This is a genomic window from Spirosoma terrae (genome assembly GCF_010435915.1).
GTDB classification, from domain to species: Bacteria; Bacteroidota; Bacteroidia; order Cytophagales; family Spirosomataceae; genus Spirosoma; species Spirosoma terrae.
The window spans coordinates 531,032-549,423 of the sequence record NZ_JAAFZH010000003.1 but is presented as its reverse complement, the minus strand read 5'-3'; the positions used below and the strand labels follow the sequence as shown (position 1 = coordinate 549,423).

13 protein-coding genes are annotated in these 18,392 nt (G+C 49.1%); 6 read left to right on the top strand and 7 right to left on the bottom strand.

Features of this window, described 5'->3' with window-relative positions; all coding sequences use genetic code 11:
* Positions 1–51: 51 nt before the first annotated feature.
* The 6 genes from GK108_RS10145 to GK108_RS10120 form a co-directional block, all read right to left on the bottom strand.
* A complete protein-coding gene (locus GK108_RS10145; RefSeq protein ID WP_246224782.1) occupies positions 52–1,644 on the bottom strand; it encodes a WG repeat-containing protein in 1,593 nt (530 codons plus the stop codon).
* A gap of 78 nt (positions 1,645–1,722) precedes the next feature.
* Positions 1,723–2,556, bottom strand: coding sequence for a hypothetical protein (locus GK108_RS10140; RefSeq protein WP_163946767.1), 834 nt, complete (start codon positions 2,554–2,556; stop codon positions 1,723–1,725).
* Between the two features lie 7 nt (positions 2,557–2,563).
* Entirely contained in the window at positions 2,564–6,121 is a 3,558-nt protein-coding gene (locus GK108_RS10135) for a hypothetical protein (protein WP_163946765.1), read from the bottom strand.
* A gap of 164 nt (positions 6,122–6,285) precedes the next feature.
* A complete protein-coding gene (locus tag GK108_RS10130; protein WP_163946761.1) occupies positions 6,286–7,782 on the bottom strand; it encodes a hypothetical protein in 1,497 nt (498 codons plus the stop codon).
* A 100-nt stretch (positions 7,783–7,882) separates the two neighbouring features.
* A complete protein-coding gene (locus GK108_RS10125) occupies positions 7,883–8,257 on the bottom strand; it encodes a hypothetical protein (RefSeq protein WP_163946758.1) in 375 nt (124 codons plus the stop codon).
* An 8-nt stretch (positions 8,258–8,265) separates the two neighbouring features.
* Positions 8,266–9,570 carry a hypothetical protein gene (locus GK108_RS10120; protein ID WP_246224781.1) on the bottom strand — a complete coding sequence of 435 codons (1,305 nt, stop codon included), beginning with the start codon at positions 9,568–9,570 and terminating at the stop codon, positions 8,266–8,268.
* Between the two features lie 200 nt (positions 9,571–9,770).
* On the opposite strand from GK108_RS10120, the gene GK108_RS10115 reads away from it, so the two are divergent.
* A complete protein-coding gene (locus GK108_RS10115; protein WP_163946754.1) occupies positions 9,771–11,537 on the top strand; it encodes an Ig-like domain-containing domain in 1,767 nt (588 codons plus the stop codon).
* Between the two features lie 25 nt (positions 11,538–11,562).
* Here the strand turns inward: GK108_RS10115 and GK108_RS10110 are convergent, their stop codons facing one another.
* Entirely contained in the window at positions 11,563–11,700 is a 138-nt protein-coding gene (locus tag GK108_RS10110; protein ID WP_163946752.1) for a hypothetical protein, read from the bottom strand.
* Between the two features lie 15 nt (positions 11,701–11,715).
* Between GK108_RS10110 and rsmA the strand changes: the two genes are divergently transcribed.
* The 5 genes from rsmA to GK108_RS10085 all read left to right on the top strand — a co-directional run bounded on the left by rsmA (position 11,716) and on the right by GK108_RS10085 (position 18,219).
* Complete coding sequence (gene rsmA / locus GK108_RS10105) at positions 11,716–12,510, top strand: 16S rRNA (adenine(1518)-N(6)/adenine(1519)-N(6))-dimethyltransferase RsmA (protein WP_163946749.1); 795 nt, start codon at positions 11,716–11,718, stop codon at positions 12,508–12,510.
* A 65-nt stretch (positions 12,511–12,575) separates the two neighbouring features.
* A complete protein-coding gene (gene mgtE / locus GK108_RS10100; protein WP_163946744.1) occupies positions 12,576–13,928 on the top strand; it encodes a magnesium transporter in 1,353 nt (450 codons plus the stop codon).
* 16 nt (positions 13,929–13,944) lie between these two features.
* On the top strand, positions 13,945–14,484 hold the full coding sequence (locus GK108_RS10095; protein ID WP_163946742.1) for a GNAT family N-acetyltransferase: 540 nt from the start codon (positions 13,945–13,947) through the stop codon (positions 14,482–14,484).
* Positions 14,485–14,682: 198 nt separating this feature from the next.
* Entirely contained in the window at positions 14,683–16,245 is a 1,563-nt protein-coding gene (locus tag GK108_RS10090; RefSeq protein ID WP_163946740.1) for a hypothetical protein, read from the top strand.
* Between the two features lie 297 nt (positions 16,246–16,542).
* Complete coding sequence (locus tag GK108_RS10085; RefSeq protein WP_163946737.1) at positions 16,543–18,219, top strand: hypothetical protein; 1,677 nt, start codon at positions 16,543–16,545, stop codon at positions 18,217–18,219.
* Positions 18,220–18,392 lie beyond the last annotated feature (173 nt).

Here is an 18,392-nt window from a genome sequence, read left to right as displayed (position 1 = left end):
GGAGATATGGCATTCCACCCAAAAACCACCCTTTCAGTTCTTGATAAACACTTATTTACTGACCAGTTCCCCTGCCCGATTGATGGTCATCAGTTTGCCATTCAGAAAAACCGACGCCGTATTACCCCGAAATGGCGTTACAGCTTCATATTCGGGCTCAATCACCCACTCGTCGAACTCATTGATAAAGCCCCAGCGACCGTGGCTGCGTGCCCGACGCCAGCCCTGCTCGTCAATGCCTAACTCCACCTTGTCATAAGGCTTATTGCCGAATGCTTCCTCATATTTGCCAGATCGGGCATCAGCAGGAGCTGATGGCTTACTGGTTTCTGGCTCACGGGGAACCTTCTCTTCTTTAGGCTTACTACTGGTGGTCTCTTCTTTTTTTTGCGTATTCGTGGCCACCGTTTCTGACGCGTTGGACTTTGGCTCCCGTTTATCGGTTGCTACGTCGGGATCAGGTTCCGACGATCTGGACTGTTTCCTATTGCCGTAGGTTGATGACGTTCTTTTACGGGTGGTTGTTTGCTCGGTTTTCGCCTTTGGTTCGGGCCTTTCGTCTTTCTCGCTCCTGGACGTATTGCCTTTGATAAACCAGTAAATAATAGCCAGCAGGGCCAGGGCAAACAAAACGCCATACACCCCGCTTCGGTCGCGTGGTATCACCTCAACTCGAACGGTACTGAGTGGATTATTATTCACATCGAAGAGTGTGTAATCCGTGGTTTTGGTAGGCTTCACCCATCCCCGATTCTGCGGAGACAGGCCCGTTCCCAGATCATCAATCGTAACCGCCAGCAAATTCTCTACCTCCCAGGATAAGGTTACGGGTTCACCCCGATAAACCCGGGCTGGCTGGGCCGTAAACGATCGAACAACAGGCTGCGGCTCGTTAATCGCCGGGACAGGTTCTGGCCGGTACGGTTCAGGCACGGGAGCCGGTTCCTGATTGGCACGGTACAATACGTTCTGCCAATCGGAAGAGACCAACCGTTCACGCAACGTATTGCCCTGGGGCTCTTTTACAGCTTTGTAAAGATTATTGACCAGATAGGAAAAGATTTCTTCGGTGACTACCGATTCATCGGCCTTGATGGTTTCCAGCAACGCACGCAACGCCCAGGACGGAATAGTGCTTTCCGACTTATACATATCCAGCCGGGAAGCAATCTGCTGCCGAACCTCTTCCCGGCTCAACACGGGATTGACAACCGGTGCCGATACGGGAGATGGAGCTGTTACAGCGGATTCGACGTCGGTTTTGGGCGGGTCGGGAATAGCAGCCAAAATAGCGGGTAGCCAACGTTGTGTCACGAACTCACGCGAGAGGGTTAGTCGCTCAGCTTCGGTAACGATTTCGTCAATATGAATGGGGTGAAGTTTCTTTTTGTCAGCTCGGGCGTATGATTCTGCCGTCGCTTTCAAGGCATTGATTTTCGGGAAAAGGCCGCCCAGCTGATAGCTTACATCATTAACCAGGCGCATAAATTCAGCAGAGGAAATACCGTCCTGCTCTGCTTCGGTAAGCAGCCCATTTCTGCGCCATTGCCATTCTTTCAGATCGCCTTCATGCAGGACAACCTCTTCTTTAATACGTTCTTTTAGCTCGGTGAGCGTCATTGTAACAGCCTCTTCTTGTAGCATTGATTGCCGGGGGAGAGGAGTATAATTGGTTGTAAAACCTGCTCCTCACCCCCGGCAATCACCTGCTAGTATAACACATCAGGCGTAGAAACTAATTTCCGCTTTTTCAATAATATGCCATTTTTCGCCCTGTAATTGCAGTTTTCCTTCCGAAATCATATGGATACGGCTGTTTACTTCGGGCCGCGACTGGTAGTTGCAGGCATCGCTCAGGTATGAATATGGATCACTGAGGGCTAGCCGTTGCGCTTCGGGGTCGTCGGTTACACGAAACGTGGCCTGCCCCGCCCCGGTTGGCGTGATCACAAATACCATCGGACGATTCGGTGTTTCAACGAGACTGCTCACACTGAAACCACCTGGCACATCAACCGTCCGGGCATATAATTTTGCCGGGGGCGTGTTGACTGGCATTGACCGCTGCGACTGGGCAGCTTGCGAAGCAACTGACTTTTGCACGACCGGCTCCGGCACCCGTGCGGCAGGCCGTTGTTCTACGGGTGGCAATTGAGGTTCCGGCGCTGGCTGGGCAACATAAGCAGGGGCAGCTTTCCGATTGTCGGCCTGTTGTTCCCGAAGTTTAGCCACCTGATTCTCCAGATCACGTATCGTTTTCACAAACGCTTTGTTGGCCTGTTCCAGCGCAGAAACGCGCCCGCTTAACTCCCGCATTCCATCAGAATTGCCAACGGCTGATCGGCGCTCAGCGTTAATTTTCTCCCAACCCGCCTGATTTCTTAACCAGAGCAAAATCAGTCCAATCAAGGCCAGCAGCGCCAATACTAATGCCAGATACGTATAAAATGTTGGTTTTGACGAAGCCTCCGTGGTGGTAACTGGCTGTGCCTGCGTGGCAATGCTGACTGTCAGCGATAGTACTAACAGCCAGCTTTTTTTTATTCGTTGCATCATTAGTCAGCTAGGACTGATTTTTAGCAATGTATTTCGACAGTTCGTATAGCGCGTTTTTGAGCGGCAGGAAGAAGAACGTTTCCGACAACCGGGCATCCGCATCGCGCTCGATAGGCAGTTTCGCCAGCATGTAGCTATCGTGCAGCACACTGCTGCGCGTTACGTCAGAACCGACCAGGAAATCGTAGTAGTCCTGCGTCCGACGAATACCGAAATCCCCCAGGAACGCCGATACGGAGCTATTTTTCAGCGTCTTTTCGAGGAAATCCCGAACGTTACGTAGCACCGAATCATGGAAATCATTTTCGTTGCCAACCGTATCGACGGTGGTTTCGTTGTACGTGAACGTAACGGGGTGCTCAGCTTCATTGCCCCAGTACGCCGTTGTCTGATTACCCCGGTATTGGTCCCGATCCGTAGCGGTCTGATACAGAACAGCACCGTTCGCGGTTGTTTCTTTCGGGTTATCGGTCAACAGAATCTGGAAGTTTGTTGGAACGGGTTTCGTTGTGTAAGCCGCAAACAACCGCTTCGTATAGTCGACCAGATCGCCCCGCGTACCGAGCAGATTCAGGTATTGGCTTCCCCGTCCGGTAAACGTCAGGAAGCGGGGCAGATCGAGCGTAGTACCACCCTGCTTTTCCTGCGATTCAATCAGCTGCACCAGGTGGTAAATGATCGATGCGTAGTGCAGATACAATACAACCAGCAAGGCAGGCTGCTGATTTTGAATCGCTTTGGTAAACTGAAAATGGTCGTCGTACTTAAACAACAAACTCACGATGTCTTCTGGCGACATCCGGCGTTTTGGATCTAAAAACGCGTCCAGTGTCTGATCAGCCCCCGTTTTATGGCTCGATGGGTTGTTGCTACGGTACGTCAGGAAATTCGAAACGAATCCGTTATCCAATCGACCCGAAGGCGCGCCCGTTTCGTCGAGTCCCCCACCCCAGATGTCGTTAGCCGCAAACCGGAACGACGTATTGAAATAAAGCCGCTGACTCTGCGCAAAGAACATCAAATCGGACGTACCGCCACCAATATCCACGTTAACGGCATTGGCCGTGGGCAAAACGCCCTGACGCTGCAGGTAGAAATAAGGAGCCAGTGATTCCAGAATGGGTTCGTCCTGGAAATACGAGGTCGTGCCAAATACCTCCTGCATGGCTTTGTTCCACTCCGCCGTCAACCGGTTCCGCGTACGACGGGTCATGCTCGATGGAGCCAGCCACACAATTTTTGTCAGTGCTACGTCACCTTTATTCTGAACCACTTTGTGACGAATCAATAACAGCAGCGTTTCGAAGAAGGCACGCACGCGCAGATCGTTCAACGTATCGTTGGGCTTGTTTTCAAACAGCCATTTCAGAGTCGATACGTAGCGGTTATTATCGCCAACCGTAACCTGTTCAAGGTCAATGTTGAAGCCTAAATTGAGTTTCGAGAACAGATAATCGCCCCCCTGAGTGAGCCCTTCCCGCTCATAAACAGTTGTCCGTAGCGGAAAGGCGAATGGTGTTCCCAAACGCGGATTCCGACCAATCAAAGAAGGTACAAACTCACGACGTACCAACGGTTCCAACTGCTCAAAGGCACCGAAACTGCTTCGGGTACTGTATCGATCGTAGTCCCGGCTGATACCCGGACCCGAGTAGGGTTTATTGAGCAGTACCATCTGGATGTCTTCGTCCGTAACGGTCAAAGCCTCGGGATCAGGCTTGGCCCCTCCCTGATCTTTGACCAGATACGCTACGTGCGTATTCGACGTACCGAAATCGATCGCAAACGTAAACTCTTCATAGCCCCGATTTGGAATCGTCGTAAACTCAGGCACGACGATACCTCTGTATGGAATATCGTTGTTAGATAACTGAATCTCAACCAGATCGAACGCTTCGTTGACCTTGTAATAATACGACGCCGGGCGCTCGCCTACTTTGGGGCTCCGTGGCTGTGGTTTGCCGCTGGTCAGGGCGTGGCGGTTCACTACGTCTGGGAAACGGTAAAAATTAGCCTGCGTTCCCTGCGATGTGGTTCCGTCGGCCAGCAACACCGTGTACCGATTCATTATCTGCTGATCCGGGATCGTGAGTCGGTAGAATGGGAAGAATCCCATGCCAATGGGCAAATCAAGGACTTTTTCCGGCTCGTTCAATTCGTAGGTTTTCCGGAACTCGACGACCCGAACGCTTTGCCCGCGAACCGGCACTTTCAGGATTGCCGTTACGCGCTGATCGCTGATGTCGAGTGTCAGGTAATTCCGAAGATCATCCAGTGTGAAGAAGTTGAAATACTCCTTACGTACTGGCAGCAGGAAGTCGCAATCGGCCCGATTTTGCGTTCCGGTAAAGAACCGCTCGTTATTTACCTTGAACGGCATTCGAATGAGAAAATCCTCCAGAAAGTCGTCCGTCGACACAAACGGATATTGTACGTTATCAACACCCGGCAACCGACGATCGGCCAGCAATCCGCCCGCGCCTAGGTCGTTCAGCAGCGACGAGGGAATAACCGTGCGCGAATCCCACTCCGTGTTTTTGACGTAGCGGCCCCGCACGTCCATCCGCGAAGCCAGCGCCAACGGCGGCTTCACGTTGGTTTTTACGCCATTTTTGTTGGTTTCTTCTTTGTAATACGATACCGTTGGCAACATCACAAAATCGCTGTTACTTTCGACCTCTTTCAGTACGTCGTCGGCCCGAACGCTGAACAACGGTAACCCCGTAACCACCTGCAACGTACTGAACCCTTCGATACCAGTACGGATTGGGTCAAAATCGTTGAGCGTCTTGCTGGCATCAACGGGTAACGGATACGGATTGTCGCGGAATAGTTTATCCAGAAACTTCGTCAGACCGCTATTTTCGGGCAACAGGCTTTTGTACTGCTCAAACAATCGGCTCAGATACGTAACGAACGTCCGGTCTCGGCTTTCCAGCGGTACGTAATCCTGCTGAAACAGCACCCGCCCCGTACTGCTCTTGGGCGGATCGAGGAATTTATTTTGCCGCTCCTGCTCCCAGTTTGGCGACGTAAACACCAGGGTTAGTGGCGACGTACCGCCCAGCAACGCGCCTTTGTAATAGATCAGCGTAAAGGTCTGCAGGTTGGCCAAATCGTGCCGCATGTCCAACTCCAGCGCTTTGGCCAGAACCCGGTGTGGGTGCCGCCGATTAGGTGCGTTGGGCAATGGTGCTTTCTGGTTCAGGGCGCCCAGCCGGTCGGCCCGATTCCAGACCCGATACGTCAGGTCGGGGCTTCCACCGGCCTGAAATAATAGTTCAAGCAGATCGAGGCAGTGTGATACCAACACATGATACATGGTCGGCTGCGCGGGTCGCAGATCGTTCATCACGAGCCGAAAAGCGGCATCGAAAAGATACAATCGAGCAAACGGCGACGGAATCGACGTACCGGCTTTAGCAGCCAGTCCCGCCTGATTCAGCAACGTATCGGGAATATGTTCAATCCGGTTTCCAACCAGCCCAACGGTACCGCCCGTCCAGCCGAGGTGATTTTGTTCGACCACATTCGGGTCATTGTCAATGCGAAGGATATGGGGCATACTGAATAGTTTTCAGTTTTCTACTTGGAAGTTGTTTCAACGTTTACATTACGACCCTTTTTGTTATGACTCAATTCTAGAGAGTTGAAACGGTTTCATACGATGATTTTACGTCAAACACAGGAATATCAGGCAACCTGCCTACAACGTCAAACACTAAAAACTTACACCAATTGCCGGTTCAGGTCGCCGAGTTTTTGCATGCATTTGTCGGCAACGGTCATCAGCAGATGCATCAGGCGTGTTTCTGGCTGAGGATATTGAGCCAACAGTTTTGGTTCAGCATCGCCTGCTTCGTTGAGCAGGAAATTCTCGTTAATCCCTTTATCACCAAAGCCCATGAATGTTTTGGGCTCAATCTGTTTGGCACGTACCATTCCGTTGAAATCGGTCTGGAAGTTGAACGGATCGAATTTCCGGTCATTGTCCGCCATTTCACCCAGCCATTTCCGAAAGGCTTCGCCCATGAATTTGGTCAGCGCTACGAAATACGTGCTGCTGCCCAACTGCTGCTGTAGTCCCAGACTCTTGGCAAACGATTCGCGCAGATTGGCCGGTACGTATTCCGTATAAAACTTACTGGCGTAGGCAAAGCGTACCAGCGGCAACATTACGTTCCGATACGTAGTGTCGGCAAAATGAACGAAATCGAGCTGGCGATCGTCGCGCCGGAGTCCGTATTCATAGAACGTCTTCGCGCCTGCAAACTCACCTGCCCCCCGATTGGCAAAATCCAGTACCGTTTCAGCAGCCAGCAATTCCACTACGTGTGCATTGTTAGCCTGCTTGGCCCCACCCTCTACGTTGGCGTAGAGTTTCGCGCCCGGTTTATCGCCGATGTAGTACAACGAATCGAGATGAATCTGATTCTGGTAGTACGACAAAGCCGCTTTCGTTTTTGAATTGAACCGATTCTGGTCAATAGCGCTCTGTCCGTTTTCTTCCAGAGCGAAATACGGCATTACCGTAACGGCACCTTTTCGGGCGTTACGTATCGGCATTTTCTGGCTCGGCTCCTGCAATAGTTTTACCAGTTGCGGAAATCCAGAGGAACCCGTTCCACCGAAGATGGAGCTGATGATAAAAATCCGATCCGTTTCGTTGTTGAACGCGCCAACGAAGTATTTATAGAGTGCTGAATCTTCGAGCGCGTTGAAAACCACACTACCAATGTTCGGATTGCCCTTGAAACCAACCGACAAATCGAGTTTCAGCTCGGCGCTGGTTGGTTTGGCTGAATTATCGTAAAGCACTTTGAGCAACTCACGGTCGATATCGTCCATCGTGCTCACGTTCAGAAACTCTTCGAAGGTGCCCTGATGCTCGGTCAGCTGAGGCAGAAACGAATCGCCGATACGCTCCTGCGTGGTTTCACTCTGCAGCGTCCCCAGCGACTGAATCAATGTCGAAAAGAACGCTCGGGGCGCGTCGGCCTGAGTGGCAGGCGCTACTCCGTTCGGATAAGCCGCCGTTCGGATGGTGCGGTATAACTCAACCGTATTGAGCGCACGAGCTGTATCGCCATTCTGCATGTCCATATCCAGCAGGATGGGAACGATGGTAAGGTTGTCGGGCACTTTAGCCCCGGCGGCCAGCAGCATGGTTAGCGAACGTAACACCCGCGCCCCTGTACCACCGATAGCAAAAACAAAAAGCTTCATTGTCTGGAGTTTTCAGTTTTCAGTTTTCAGTTTAGAGTGGCTGACGCAGGACCGCTTCGCGCACTGAAAACTATAAACTGAAAACTATTTTTAACTGAACTTAAAACGGAGTATAACGGGCGAATTTGGAACCGCGCCGGAATAGTAGAGAAAAGCCGAAAAACAGCAATCCGGCCAGAATCAGGTTCACCCCGCCGAAACCCATCATATAGCTATCGGCCTCGGGTTCGCCGGTGGCATCTTTTGCGTAGCTAACGGCCAGCGAAAAAGCAATAACCAACGCCACCACCAACGTAACAACCCAATGGCTGGTCCGATGAAAAACGGCTTTCCAACGACCCAGCAGCAGATAGAACGTAGCGGCAAGGCCAAGCATAATAACCAGCGTCAGTAGTCCGACGGGTGTAAAAACGGTGTTGCGATAGGTAGGGTCCGGGTTTTTGCCAATTAGCAATTCATACAGAGCTGTGAACATGGAGCTGTTTATTGTTCGAGGGTGATGGTAAGGTTTATAAATGATTTATCAGAGCCGGAGCCGGTTTCATACGCATCGCGGACACCATTCATCAGATGCTGGAGCGCAAAGGTCTTACCTTCCCGGCCAGCCGCTGTTCGGTCGTCCATGGTCGATTGGTCGAGATACCACGTATCGTAGCGTACTGGCAGTTTGACCGTAACCGGCGTTTGGTTCTCGAAAAGCTGGGTTACTTTAAAGGTCAGTATATGCGTTGATTCGCTCAGCATTCTGGACTCGTTGGTTTTTAGCTTTTCGGTCGCTTTTGCGTCTACTTTATCTTTGGGCTGAATGGTTAGCAGCTTCACACCTGCATTACCGGCCATAACCGTCAGATTTTTGGTCAGGTACGCTTCTGTTTGCGCATACGAAGGCAGTCCGCTCAGATTCAGCCCAATAGAAAACTCGGCCGGACGATCGGCCCGAACACCTTTCAGATTCGTGATTCGCTGACCATCGGCATTCCAGTTTTCGCCTTGGCGGTTCAGCGTAAAAAACAGGTTATAATCCGTAATGGTACTGCCTCCGCCAAAAGAAAGCTGTTTATCGGGCTTGGTTGTCAGGCTTGCCTGCAACTTCTGATTAAACAGATTCAGCACCCGTTGTTTCCCGATAATCCAGATATAAAACGGACGTTGTTCGCCGTTTAGCTTCTGTTTTTTATTCTGGTAATCGTAATACGTACCATTGAAGGCCGACGAATAGGCATAGACCGTAGCGTTGATGGTATCTTTACTCAGCATGGCAAACTGCCGATTGATCTCGTTTTTCAGCACGCTCGACGCATCCGTTACGTTGATCTGCGGATTCTTCTTAATGTCTTCATCGGGGAATGACAGAATACAGTCCGACACCAGAATGGCGACGTTGCCGTTACGTGCTTTTTCGCCCACCTGCTTGAAAATGCTATGCAGTTCGGAACTACGGGCATTAGCTAGCGGCACCGTGGCCAGACTCGTCACAAACCGGTCGACACCGCCCTCGTAGGGCTGAGCTTCCTGGCTGATCGTATAAATAGCCAGCGGTTTACGAACCGGTTCGATCTGACTAAGTTTATTGGCAAATTCAGACACTATATCCTTAAATGCAGTGCCTCCACTCAGATAGCCGCCCATGCTGGCCGACGTTTCCAGAAAGAAATTGATCTGATTGATTGTATCGGCTTTGACCGTGGGGGTTTCTTCTTCTTTGGGCGCTAGATTACAGCTTTGCAGAACGCCAGCCAGAAAAAGGCCCGGAAGAATGGAATACCAATTTATTTTTGCGCGGACCATGAATTAAATTTTCGTCATTACGGGTTTGTGTGATGGGCAAAAGTACCAAACTACCCTATTCTCTGCCTGCCATTAGGACAGAGAGTTTTAATTTTTCTTAAAATTCTACTTAAGGTAACGAACCAGCCAGCCATTTTATGTCAGCCGGTACAGTTTAACGATGAACGGACGTTTATCTTTGTAGCCTGATTACATCCAACATGACGTTCCGCCATTTTATAATACTTTTTCTATTATCGCTTCCGATTCTTCTTCAAAACTGTGCTCAGGTTGCTCAGCCGCCCGGTGGAAAGAAAGATACACTTGCCCCCAAACTGGTTAGCAGTATGCCTACCGCCCGTCAGTTAAACTATACTGGTAAAACGGTCGAGCTGGAATTTAACGAATACGTAAACGTTGAAAATATCCAACAGAAAATAACCATTACGCCCCAGGATAGTAATACGTTCGTTGTTAAAGCCCTCCCGCTTGGCCTCCGTCTGACGTTCGCCCGACCGTTGCAAAAAAACACTACGTATACCATTAACTTCTCCGATGGTATAAAAGATATTACGGAACGAAATATTGCCAAGGATGCCAAAATTGTTTTCAGTACCGGCCCCGTCATTGACTCGCTTTATCTGAGCGGGAACGTAGTGGACGACGAGAGTCGCCAGCCAATACTCAATTTTGTAGTGGGGCTCTTTGCACCAACCGATACCCTTCCTATTAACCGGAAACGCCCAGCTTATTACGCCCGAACCGATAGTAGTGGCAACTACCGGATTGAGAACGTCAAAGCGGGTCAGTATAAAGTATATGGCTTTGATGACAAGGACTTAAATCTGGTCAATAATACCCCCGGCGAACGGGTTGCCTTTCGCGACAGCGTAGTGAATCTGAACCAAAACCGGACTAATATCGATATGGTTGCCTTTCGGGGGTATGGAAAACCACGGATCAGCCGACGCGAACGTACCGACGAAACGCTCGGACTAGAACTGAGCAGTGGCATTGCCAGCTACAAAATACGGTTCGGCAAAATGATATCTACGACGGCTGTTTCCACGACGGCTGTTTCCACATCAGCAGTGTCTACTACCGCTACATCCACGTCGGCCGCTTCCACGTCGGCCGCTTCCACGTCGGCCGTATCCACGTCGGCCACCTCTACGACGTTTGTTCCGTCGGGCGATACATTGGTTTCGTTTCTGGAAAGTCCGAAAATGATTCGGCTGTTTCGGGCGGCTAATAAAGCCGCCAGCGATACCATCAATACGGTTATTATGGCCGAAGATTCAGTCGGCAACGTAACGGAATTGCGGGAACGAATCTATTTTTCGCCGATTAAATCACGGGCCAAAGATCGTAAGCCGCTGAATGTACAGATTACTCCACCAGCCAGCGAACAAATCGATAATAATCTGGACTTTACGCTGAAATTCTCCAAGCCTGTTTTCCGATACGACACCACGTTGATCATCATCGGCTCCGACAGTACCAAACCCTTCATCTTCAAACCCGACGAATTTGTCTGGAGCAATAGCTTTAGTCAACTCAACATCAAACGAAAGACAAACCTGACGGATTCGCTCATTTTCAGACTACAGAAAGGGGCCTTCATCAGTGTTCAGGGGGATACACTGGCCCGCTACAATGCCAAATACACCTTTGCCTCCGAAGATAGTTATGGCTTAATTGCCGGGCATGTGAATCGACCCGACAATAAGTTTATCGTTGAGTTACTGGACGATAAATATACCGTTGTCCGCAGTTCGTACGGTACGCCGAACTACAGTTTCGCCCGGCTGAAACCGGGCCGCTATCGGGTTCGACTGATTATTGATGCGAATGGCAATCGAAAACGCGATATCGGGAACGTGCAGAAGGGTATTCAACCCGAAACCATTATTTACCACCCAGGCGCTGAAGAGGGCGGTCTCATTCCACTCAAACAGAATTTCGAGCTAACCGACATCGATTTTTGACTACGTTACGTAGTAGTTGACGTTATTACGTATCCTTACAGTTGGTAGACATTCCTGAATAAGCGCCAATTATTCGGCCAATGCCCCGTACCTTTGTCGTAAACCGCCGAATCAATAAACTCACCGTTGGTGTTACGCTCCCGCCGGAGATTTCGTCAGCCATTGACAATCTTATATCGTGTACGTTAAGCCTAAAAAAGAGCTTGGTCAGCATTTCTTAACCGACCTCAGTATTTCCCAACAGATCGCTGGTCTGCTGACCGGACACGGCGGCTATAAGAAGGTGCTCGAAATTGGACCGGGAATGGGCGTACTGACCCAATATCTACTAGCCGATACCCGATTTGAAACCTATGTCATCGAAATTGACCGGGAATCTGTCGATTATTTAAAACAGCATTTTCCCGCGCTGGATGGCCGTATTCTGGCGTCTGACTTTCTGAATATCCGGCCCGATCTGCTTCCCGATAAACAGCCCGACAGCACCGAGCCTTTTGCCGTAATTGGTAATTTTCCGTACAATATTTCATCGCAGATATTATTCAAAGTACTGGATATGCGGAACCGCGTGCCGGAGGTTGTCGGTATGTTTCAGCGCGAAGTGGCCCAACGGGTAGCTTCGGGTCCGGGCAATAAAGACTATGGTATCCTGAGCGTATTTCTGCAAGCCTGGTACGACATCAAGTACGAATTTACCGTACCACCCGACGTATTTAATCCCCCGCCTAAAGTGTATTCGGGTGTTCTGTCGCTACGTCGGAACGGCAAAACCGAGCTGGGTTGCGATGAACGAAAATTTACACAGGTAGTCAAACATGGCTTCAGCCAACGTCGGAAAACGCTACGTAATGCCCTGAAACCGCTCAATCCTTCCGAAGCCGCGCTTGCCAGCCGCTTTATGGATAAGCGGGCGGAGCAACTGAGCGTTGCCGAATTTGTGGAGCTGACCCAATTAATGATGAATCACGAATAATAAATGATCGATTGAACCCGGCCTCTTCATCTATCCGTACTCATTTATAATTCTTCGTCGATACCGTGACTTTTGAACTCACACAGGACTATCTTGATCATATTCAGCAACTCATCGATACGAGCGACGATACTACGTTACGTGCCGAAATGGATGAGTTATACCCTGCCGATATTTCAGGGATTTTGTATGAGTTAGAACCCGAACCCGCCCATTACCTGCTGAGTCTGCTCGATAAATCGGTTGGCGCTGAAATCCTGGCCAATCTCGACCCTACCGACCGAACCAGTTTACTGAAAACCTTTACATCGGAAGGCTTAGCGCCATTCATCAATCAGATGGATTCCGACGATGCGGTAGATTTGCTGAACGAGCAGCCGATTCAGGTCCGGGAAGAGGTGATTGGGTTACTCGAAGACCGCGAACAGGCCCGTTTCATTCTCGATCTGCTGCATTACGACGACAGTGTGGCGGGTGGGCTGATGCAGAAAGAGCTGATCAAGATCAACGTAAATCTGACGGTCAATGCCTGTATCGAAGAAATACGCCAGCAAGCCGAAGATGTTGAAAACGTTTATGCCGTTTATGTTGTCGACGATATTGGTAAGTTGCTGGGCCTGGTTTCGCTCAAGAAAATTGTGCTGGCCCGGAAGAACGCTAAAATTGCCGATATCTACGACGAAGACGTCGTTTTTGTGGAGACGTATCGGCCGGTTGCGGAGGTTGCCGAAGTAATGCGAAAATACGACCTGGATGCCATTCCGGTTGTTAATATCCAGCAGCGATTACTGGGCCGGATCACCATTGATGACGTCGTAGACGTTATTACCGAACAGGCCGAAGAAGACATTCAGGTTATTTCGGGTTTGTCGGGGGAAGTAGAAGATGACGACAACATCTGGCAACGTTCGAAAGTACAGCTTCCCTGGCTCGTGGCCGGTGCCGTTGGCAGCCTGCTGGCCGCAACTGTCATCAACGGCTTTCAGAGCGAACTTGGTAAGGTAGCCGCTCTGGCTGCCTTTATCCCCATTATCGGGTCGACGGGCGGCAATGTTGGGATTCAAACCTCATCGCTGATACTGCAAAGCCTGACCGATACATCGGGGATCAGCATGACCATGGCCAAACGGCTGTTACGTACTTTATTGGTTGCCATTATTAACGGGCTGGTGGTGGGCCTCATAGCGGGAACATATACCTTTATTATTGGCGAACCCCGGCTATTTTTTGTGGTTGCTACGTCGTTGCTGGCCGTTGTACTGCTGGCCTCTTTTATGGGAACCATAACACCCTTGCTCCTGAATCGGATTGGCATTAACCCAGCGGTTGCATCGGGCCCGTTCATTACGACGGCCAATGATCTGATCGGGATTGGGGTTTATTTTTTAATTGCCCAATGGCTACTTGCAGAGGTTTGATTATCTTGCCATTACCATGACTATCCGCTTTGCCAAACTCACCGATGCCCCGGCTATTCTCGGCATTTATGCTCCGTATATAACCGATACGTCCGTTACGTTCGAGTATATCGTGCCTACGCTGAGCGAATTTTCGGAACGAATTGACTTAATCCAGCAACAATTTCCTTATCTGGTAGCCGAGGAAGATGGGAAAATTCTGGGGTATGCCTACGCGTCGCGGCATCGCGATCGAATCGCCTACCAATGGTCGGTTGAAGCATCGGTGTATATCCACCCCAGCGGCCACCGACGAGGAATTGCCCGCACACTATACATTACGCTGTTCGATTTGTTACGTAAACAGGGTTATTTTAATGTGTATGCCGGAATAACCATGCCCAATGAGCCAAGCGAAGCGTTTCATCAGGCTATGGGTTTTAGTCTGATCGGGGTTTATCCGAATATTGGCTATAAACAAGGCAAATGGCACGACGTATGCTGGTATCAGCTAGCTCTGCAAAATCATGAGGATGTACCCGCTAAACCAAGCCCGATCCGCCGGATTTCTTTATAACCCCCAGCGGGCGTAGGCTCTTTATTTGACGCGTCATGACCGATATATACATCCGCCAATCCTAAAAAACCGTTAGTTTGCATGGTCATTCGCTACGATTAACTGATTTTCTCAACGCTGTTCTTTTGCATTAGCCAGTCTACTTCGTATATGCCAGGCTTTACTTTTCTGTTTTTACGTGTTTTTACCCCCTGCTTTTTGGCAAGCTATCTGATCGGCTGCGACGTAAACCTGCCTGGTCAGGAAAATACGTCGCCATCGTCGGGCCGGCAAGTCACGAACCTCCCTCCTATCTCGGCTCCATTTGTATACACCGTTCCCAGCGAGGAAACGCCCTGGCCGATCTACAATGGCTCCCTTATTTTTGATAAAATGATAGGTCCGGCTCACGTACAGGAATCTAGTTTTTTAAATCTGGAAGTACGTAAAGACTATGGAGCCTCTATTCAGATTTATGATAAAGTCACCAAACAAAACCTGATAAATTTCCGGGATCATGGACGCGAATCAGGCATGGGGTCGTATGGCGGTCCACGCGAATTTGCCGACGATTCGCCCAATTGGAAAGGAATCGGTTATAATCCTCTGCAGGCCGGAGACGATGGTGGAAACCCATCAATTATGCTTTTTCATGGCGTTATCAATGGCTGGATTTATACAAAAGCGCAGTGTCTGTCGTGGGCTCATAAAGACGCCCGGAAGTTGCCATTTTTCTATGAACAGTGGGTACGTCTGGATGAAAACAAGGTTCATGTTAAAGTTCGTCTGACTCATCAGCGAGCCGATAAAACCTTTTATGAACCCGAGGCTCAGGAGTGGCCGTTTATGTTTGTCAATGGAACCCGGCGTGTTCTTTTTTACCACGGTTCCAGCCCTTACACCTACGACAAAACAACCCTGAATGATGGTATTGAGAGTGAAAGCACTAAAAATATTGTTTACCGGGGTACGCCTTTTGGGATAACAGAGCCCTGGCAGGCCGTCGAAATTGCACCCAATCGCTACATTGGCATCTACGCTCCCGATTATTTCCAGGTCAATTTTCATATCGATAATATTGCCGCCAACGAAAGCTGGGAAGGCGGCAATACCATGACGTATGTTGCCCATGCTCCCGTAGTTCATCTGGACAGTGATAACGTATGGTATAAAGAATACACCTACATTGTTGGCACAGAACAGGAAATTCGCGATTACGTTTATGCCCAACCCCGCTCTCCCAAGCCCGATTTCTTCTTTAATGCTTTCAATGGCCGAAGTGGATGGTATATTTTTGATGGCGGTTACGACCAGAAAGAGCCATTTATGAGCGACAACTGGCAGGTAACCCTGACAGGAAAAAATCAGAACGCCTACAACGCGAAAATATCCTCTCCCTACGGCAACTGGAAAGCCAGCGATTTCAATGAAGTGTATGTCCGTATGGCTTATACGGGTGCCCCTGGTGCAGGTGCACAGGTTCCTTTACGTCTAACGTGGCTTATTAATCGGCAGGCTGCCGAAGGGATCGACCCGACTCATCCTGTTCAGACTGGGGTTCGCTTTCCAGATGGCTCGCGTAACCGATCTGAACAAAGCATACCGTTTATGGCCATTAACGATGGCAAATTCCATACCTACAAATTCAGTTTCGCCAATCAGCCAAAATGGACGGGAGTTATTCAGCAGTTTGAAATTGCGCACCCGTTTTCTCCTACCTACGTAACACCCGGCGAGAAGATGACTTTACAGTATTTTGGCGTTAGAAACCCAGGCAATTAAGCCATTTTAACTCCCTGATTTGGTGTTGGGCGTAACGATTGGTTACTACTTAATCAGCTACGGGCCCGATAAGGAACTGAACAAAAATCAGGCTATTAACCCCTATGTATCTGATTAGAGTTATTTATTAAATAATTTTCATATAAGTGCCCAAAATCAATATATACTAAATTACAATTTTCATTCACTATAATTATAATATCATAAGTTAATACAACAAAAAAGACAATGACTGAAACTTAACGATAATGTTGGCACTCTTTTTGTCACCTATTAGTTGGTTAATAGACCCAACTTATGAAAAAAAGAGAAACATTTACGTTAATAAAATTAACCAAGAAGACAGTTAATGTCTTAATTTGTTTATTACTTCTTCATTTTAAATACACTTTTACCTCTGCCCAGAATAATTCCCCCTGTGTAGGTTGCGCCGAAATAAATTTTCAACGGTACGCTAGCCGCCCAACAGATCCTAATACGAATCCGCCCGATGGACCTTTTAATTATCCAGTCCCAGCCAATCAAACAGACTGGCCAGGCTATAATTCCAAGATAATTTCGGGGAAACCGGTTGGCCCAGTCGAGGTGCAGGAATCCGGTGTACTACGTCTGGAAGTTCGAAAAGAATACGGTGGATCGATTCAAATTTATGATAAGATTACGCAGCAAAACCTGATTAACTTTCAGGATTTAGGCCGGGAGTCTGGTTTGAGTTCCTATAGCGGTCCCGATAGTTTCTCCGACGATGCCCCCTACTGGAAAACGGGCTACAATCCACTACAGGCCGGTGATGCCGGTGACCACCCCGCCAAATTACTGTTTCATGGCAATATCGATGGTTACGTCTACACTAAATACCAGTGTAATAGCTGGTCACACATCGATAACCGTTTACTTGAGTTTTACTACGAACAATGGGTAAAGCTAGACGGTAATAAAGTCCACGTAAAAACACGGCTAACCCATCAACGGCCCGACAAAACATTCTACCGGGCCTATTCGCAGGAATGGCCGTTTGCTATGATTGCGGGCGTTCGTTCGGTACGTTTCTATAATGGTTCACGACCATTTACAATGGATCAAACCAGCGCTTCGAATGGTGTAGAACGCATTGTGAACGGTACGTATATCGTTCACCAGCTTACGCCTTTCCAGATAACTGAGCCCTGGATCGGCACCATTATTGGAGCGAACCCCGGTGGTGGAGAGCGACTGATTGCGATGACCTGCTCTGATTTCTACCATACTACGTACAATATTAACGCCATTCATTCCTATGATTTCTCGGAAGATGGACCTACCGTAACGTACTCTTCTAATGCCCCCCAATATCACCTGGACTCCGACAATACCTGGTACAGAGACTATTCGTATATAGTCGACAACGAAAAAGAAATCCGTACGTATGTTTATTCGCAGGCTCGTAAAGACAAACCTGATTTTGCCTTTACGAAAAAGAATGGACGTAATGGATGGTATATTGTTGATGGCGGCCATGATCAGAAGGAGCCATTCCAGCGCGACAACTGGACCGTTACGTATGATGGCAAAGCCGACCCTGGCCAGCCTATTAGCGCCCGTGGAACCAAACTTTTGTCGCCCTGGGGCAGCTGGAAATCATCTGACTTTAATACTGTTTACCTAAAAATGCGGTACTCGGGTCCGGAAAAGCAGCTACGGGTCAACTGGTTGCTCGATGGCCAGGCCGCTAATGGAGTCGATAGTAATTACCCGAATCAGAATGCTGTTCGTTTCCCGCGTGGCGTCCGTAATATTTCTCAGCAATCATTGCCATTCAATGTTATCAACGACGGGCAGATGCATACCTACAAACTGACATTCGGCGGTAATCCCTTATGGCAGGGCGTGATTCAGCAATTTGAATTAACTCATAATTTTGAAGGTCCAGTCATTGCTCCGGGCGAAATAGTTGAAATGGTTTATTTCGGCGTCAATAACCCTGATAATCAATAAGCAAATTCGCGTTAAAAAGCTAATGGGCCAGCAGAGATCGATCTCTGCTGGCCCATTAGCTTTTTAACGGAGTACTACCGTAAAGTACTCTGTAATACAGGCTTTACCAGAATCATAAATTGCACTTTCCAGGCATAGACTGCAACGAATTTTCGGCAGGCTGCGTAGAGACG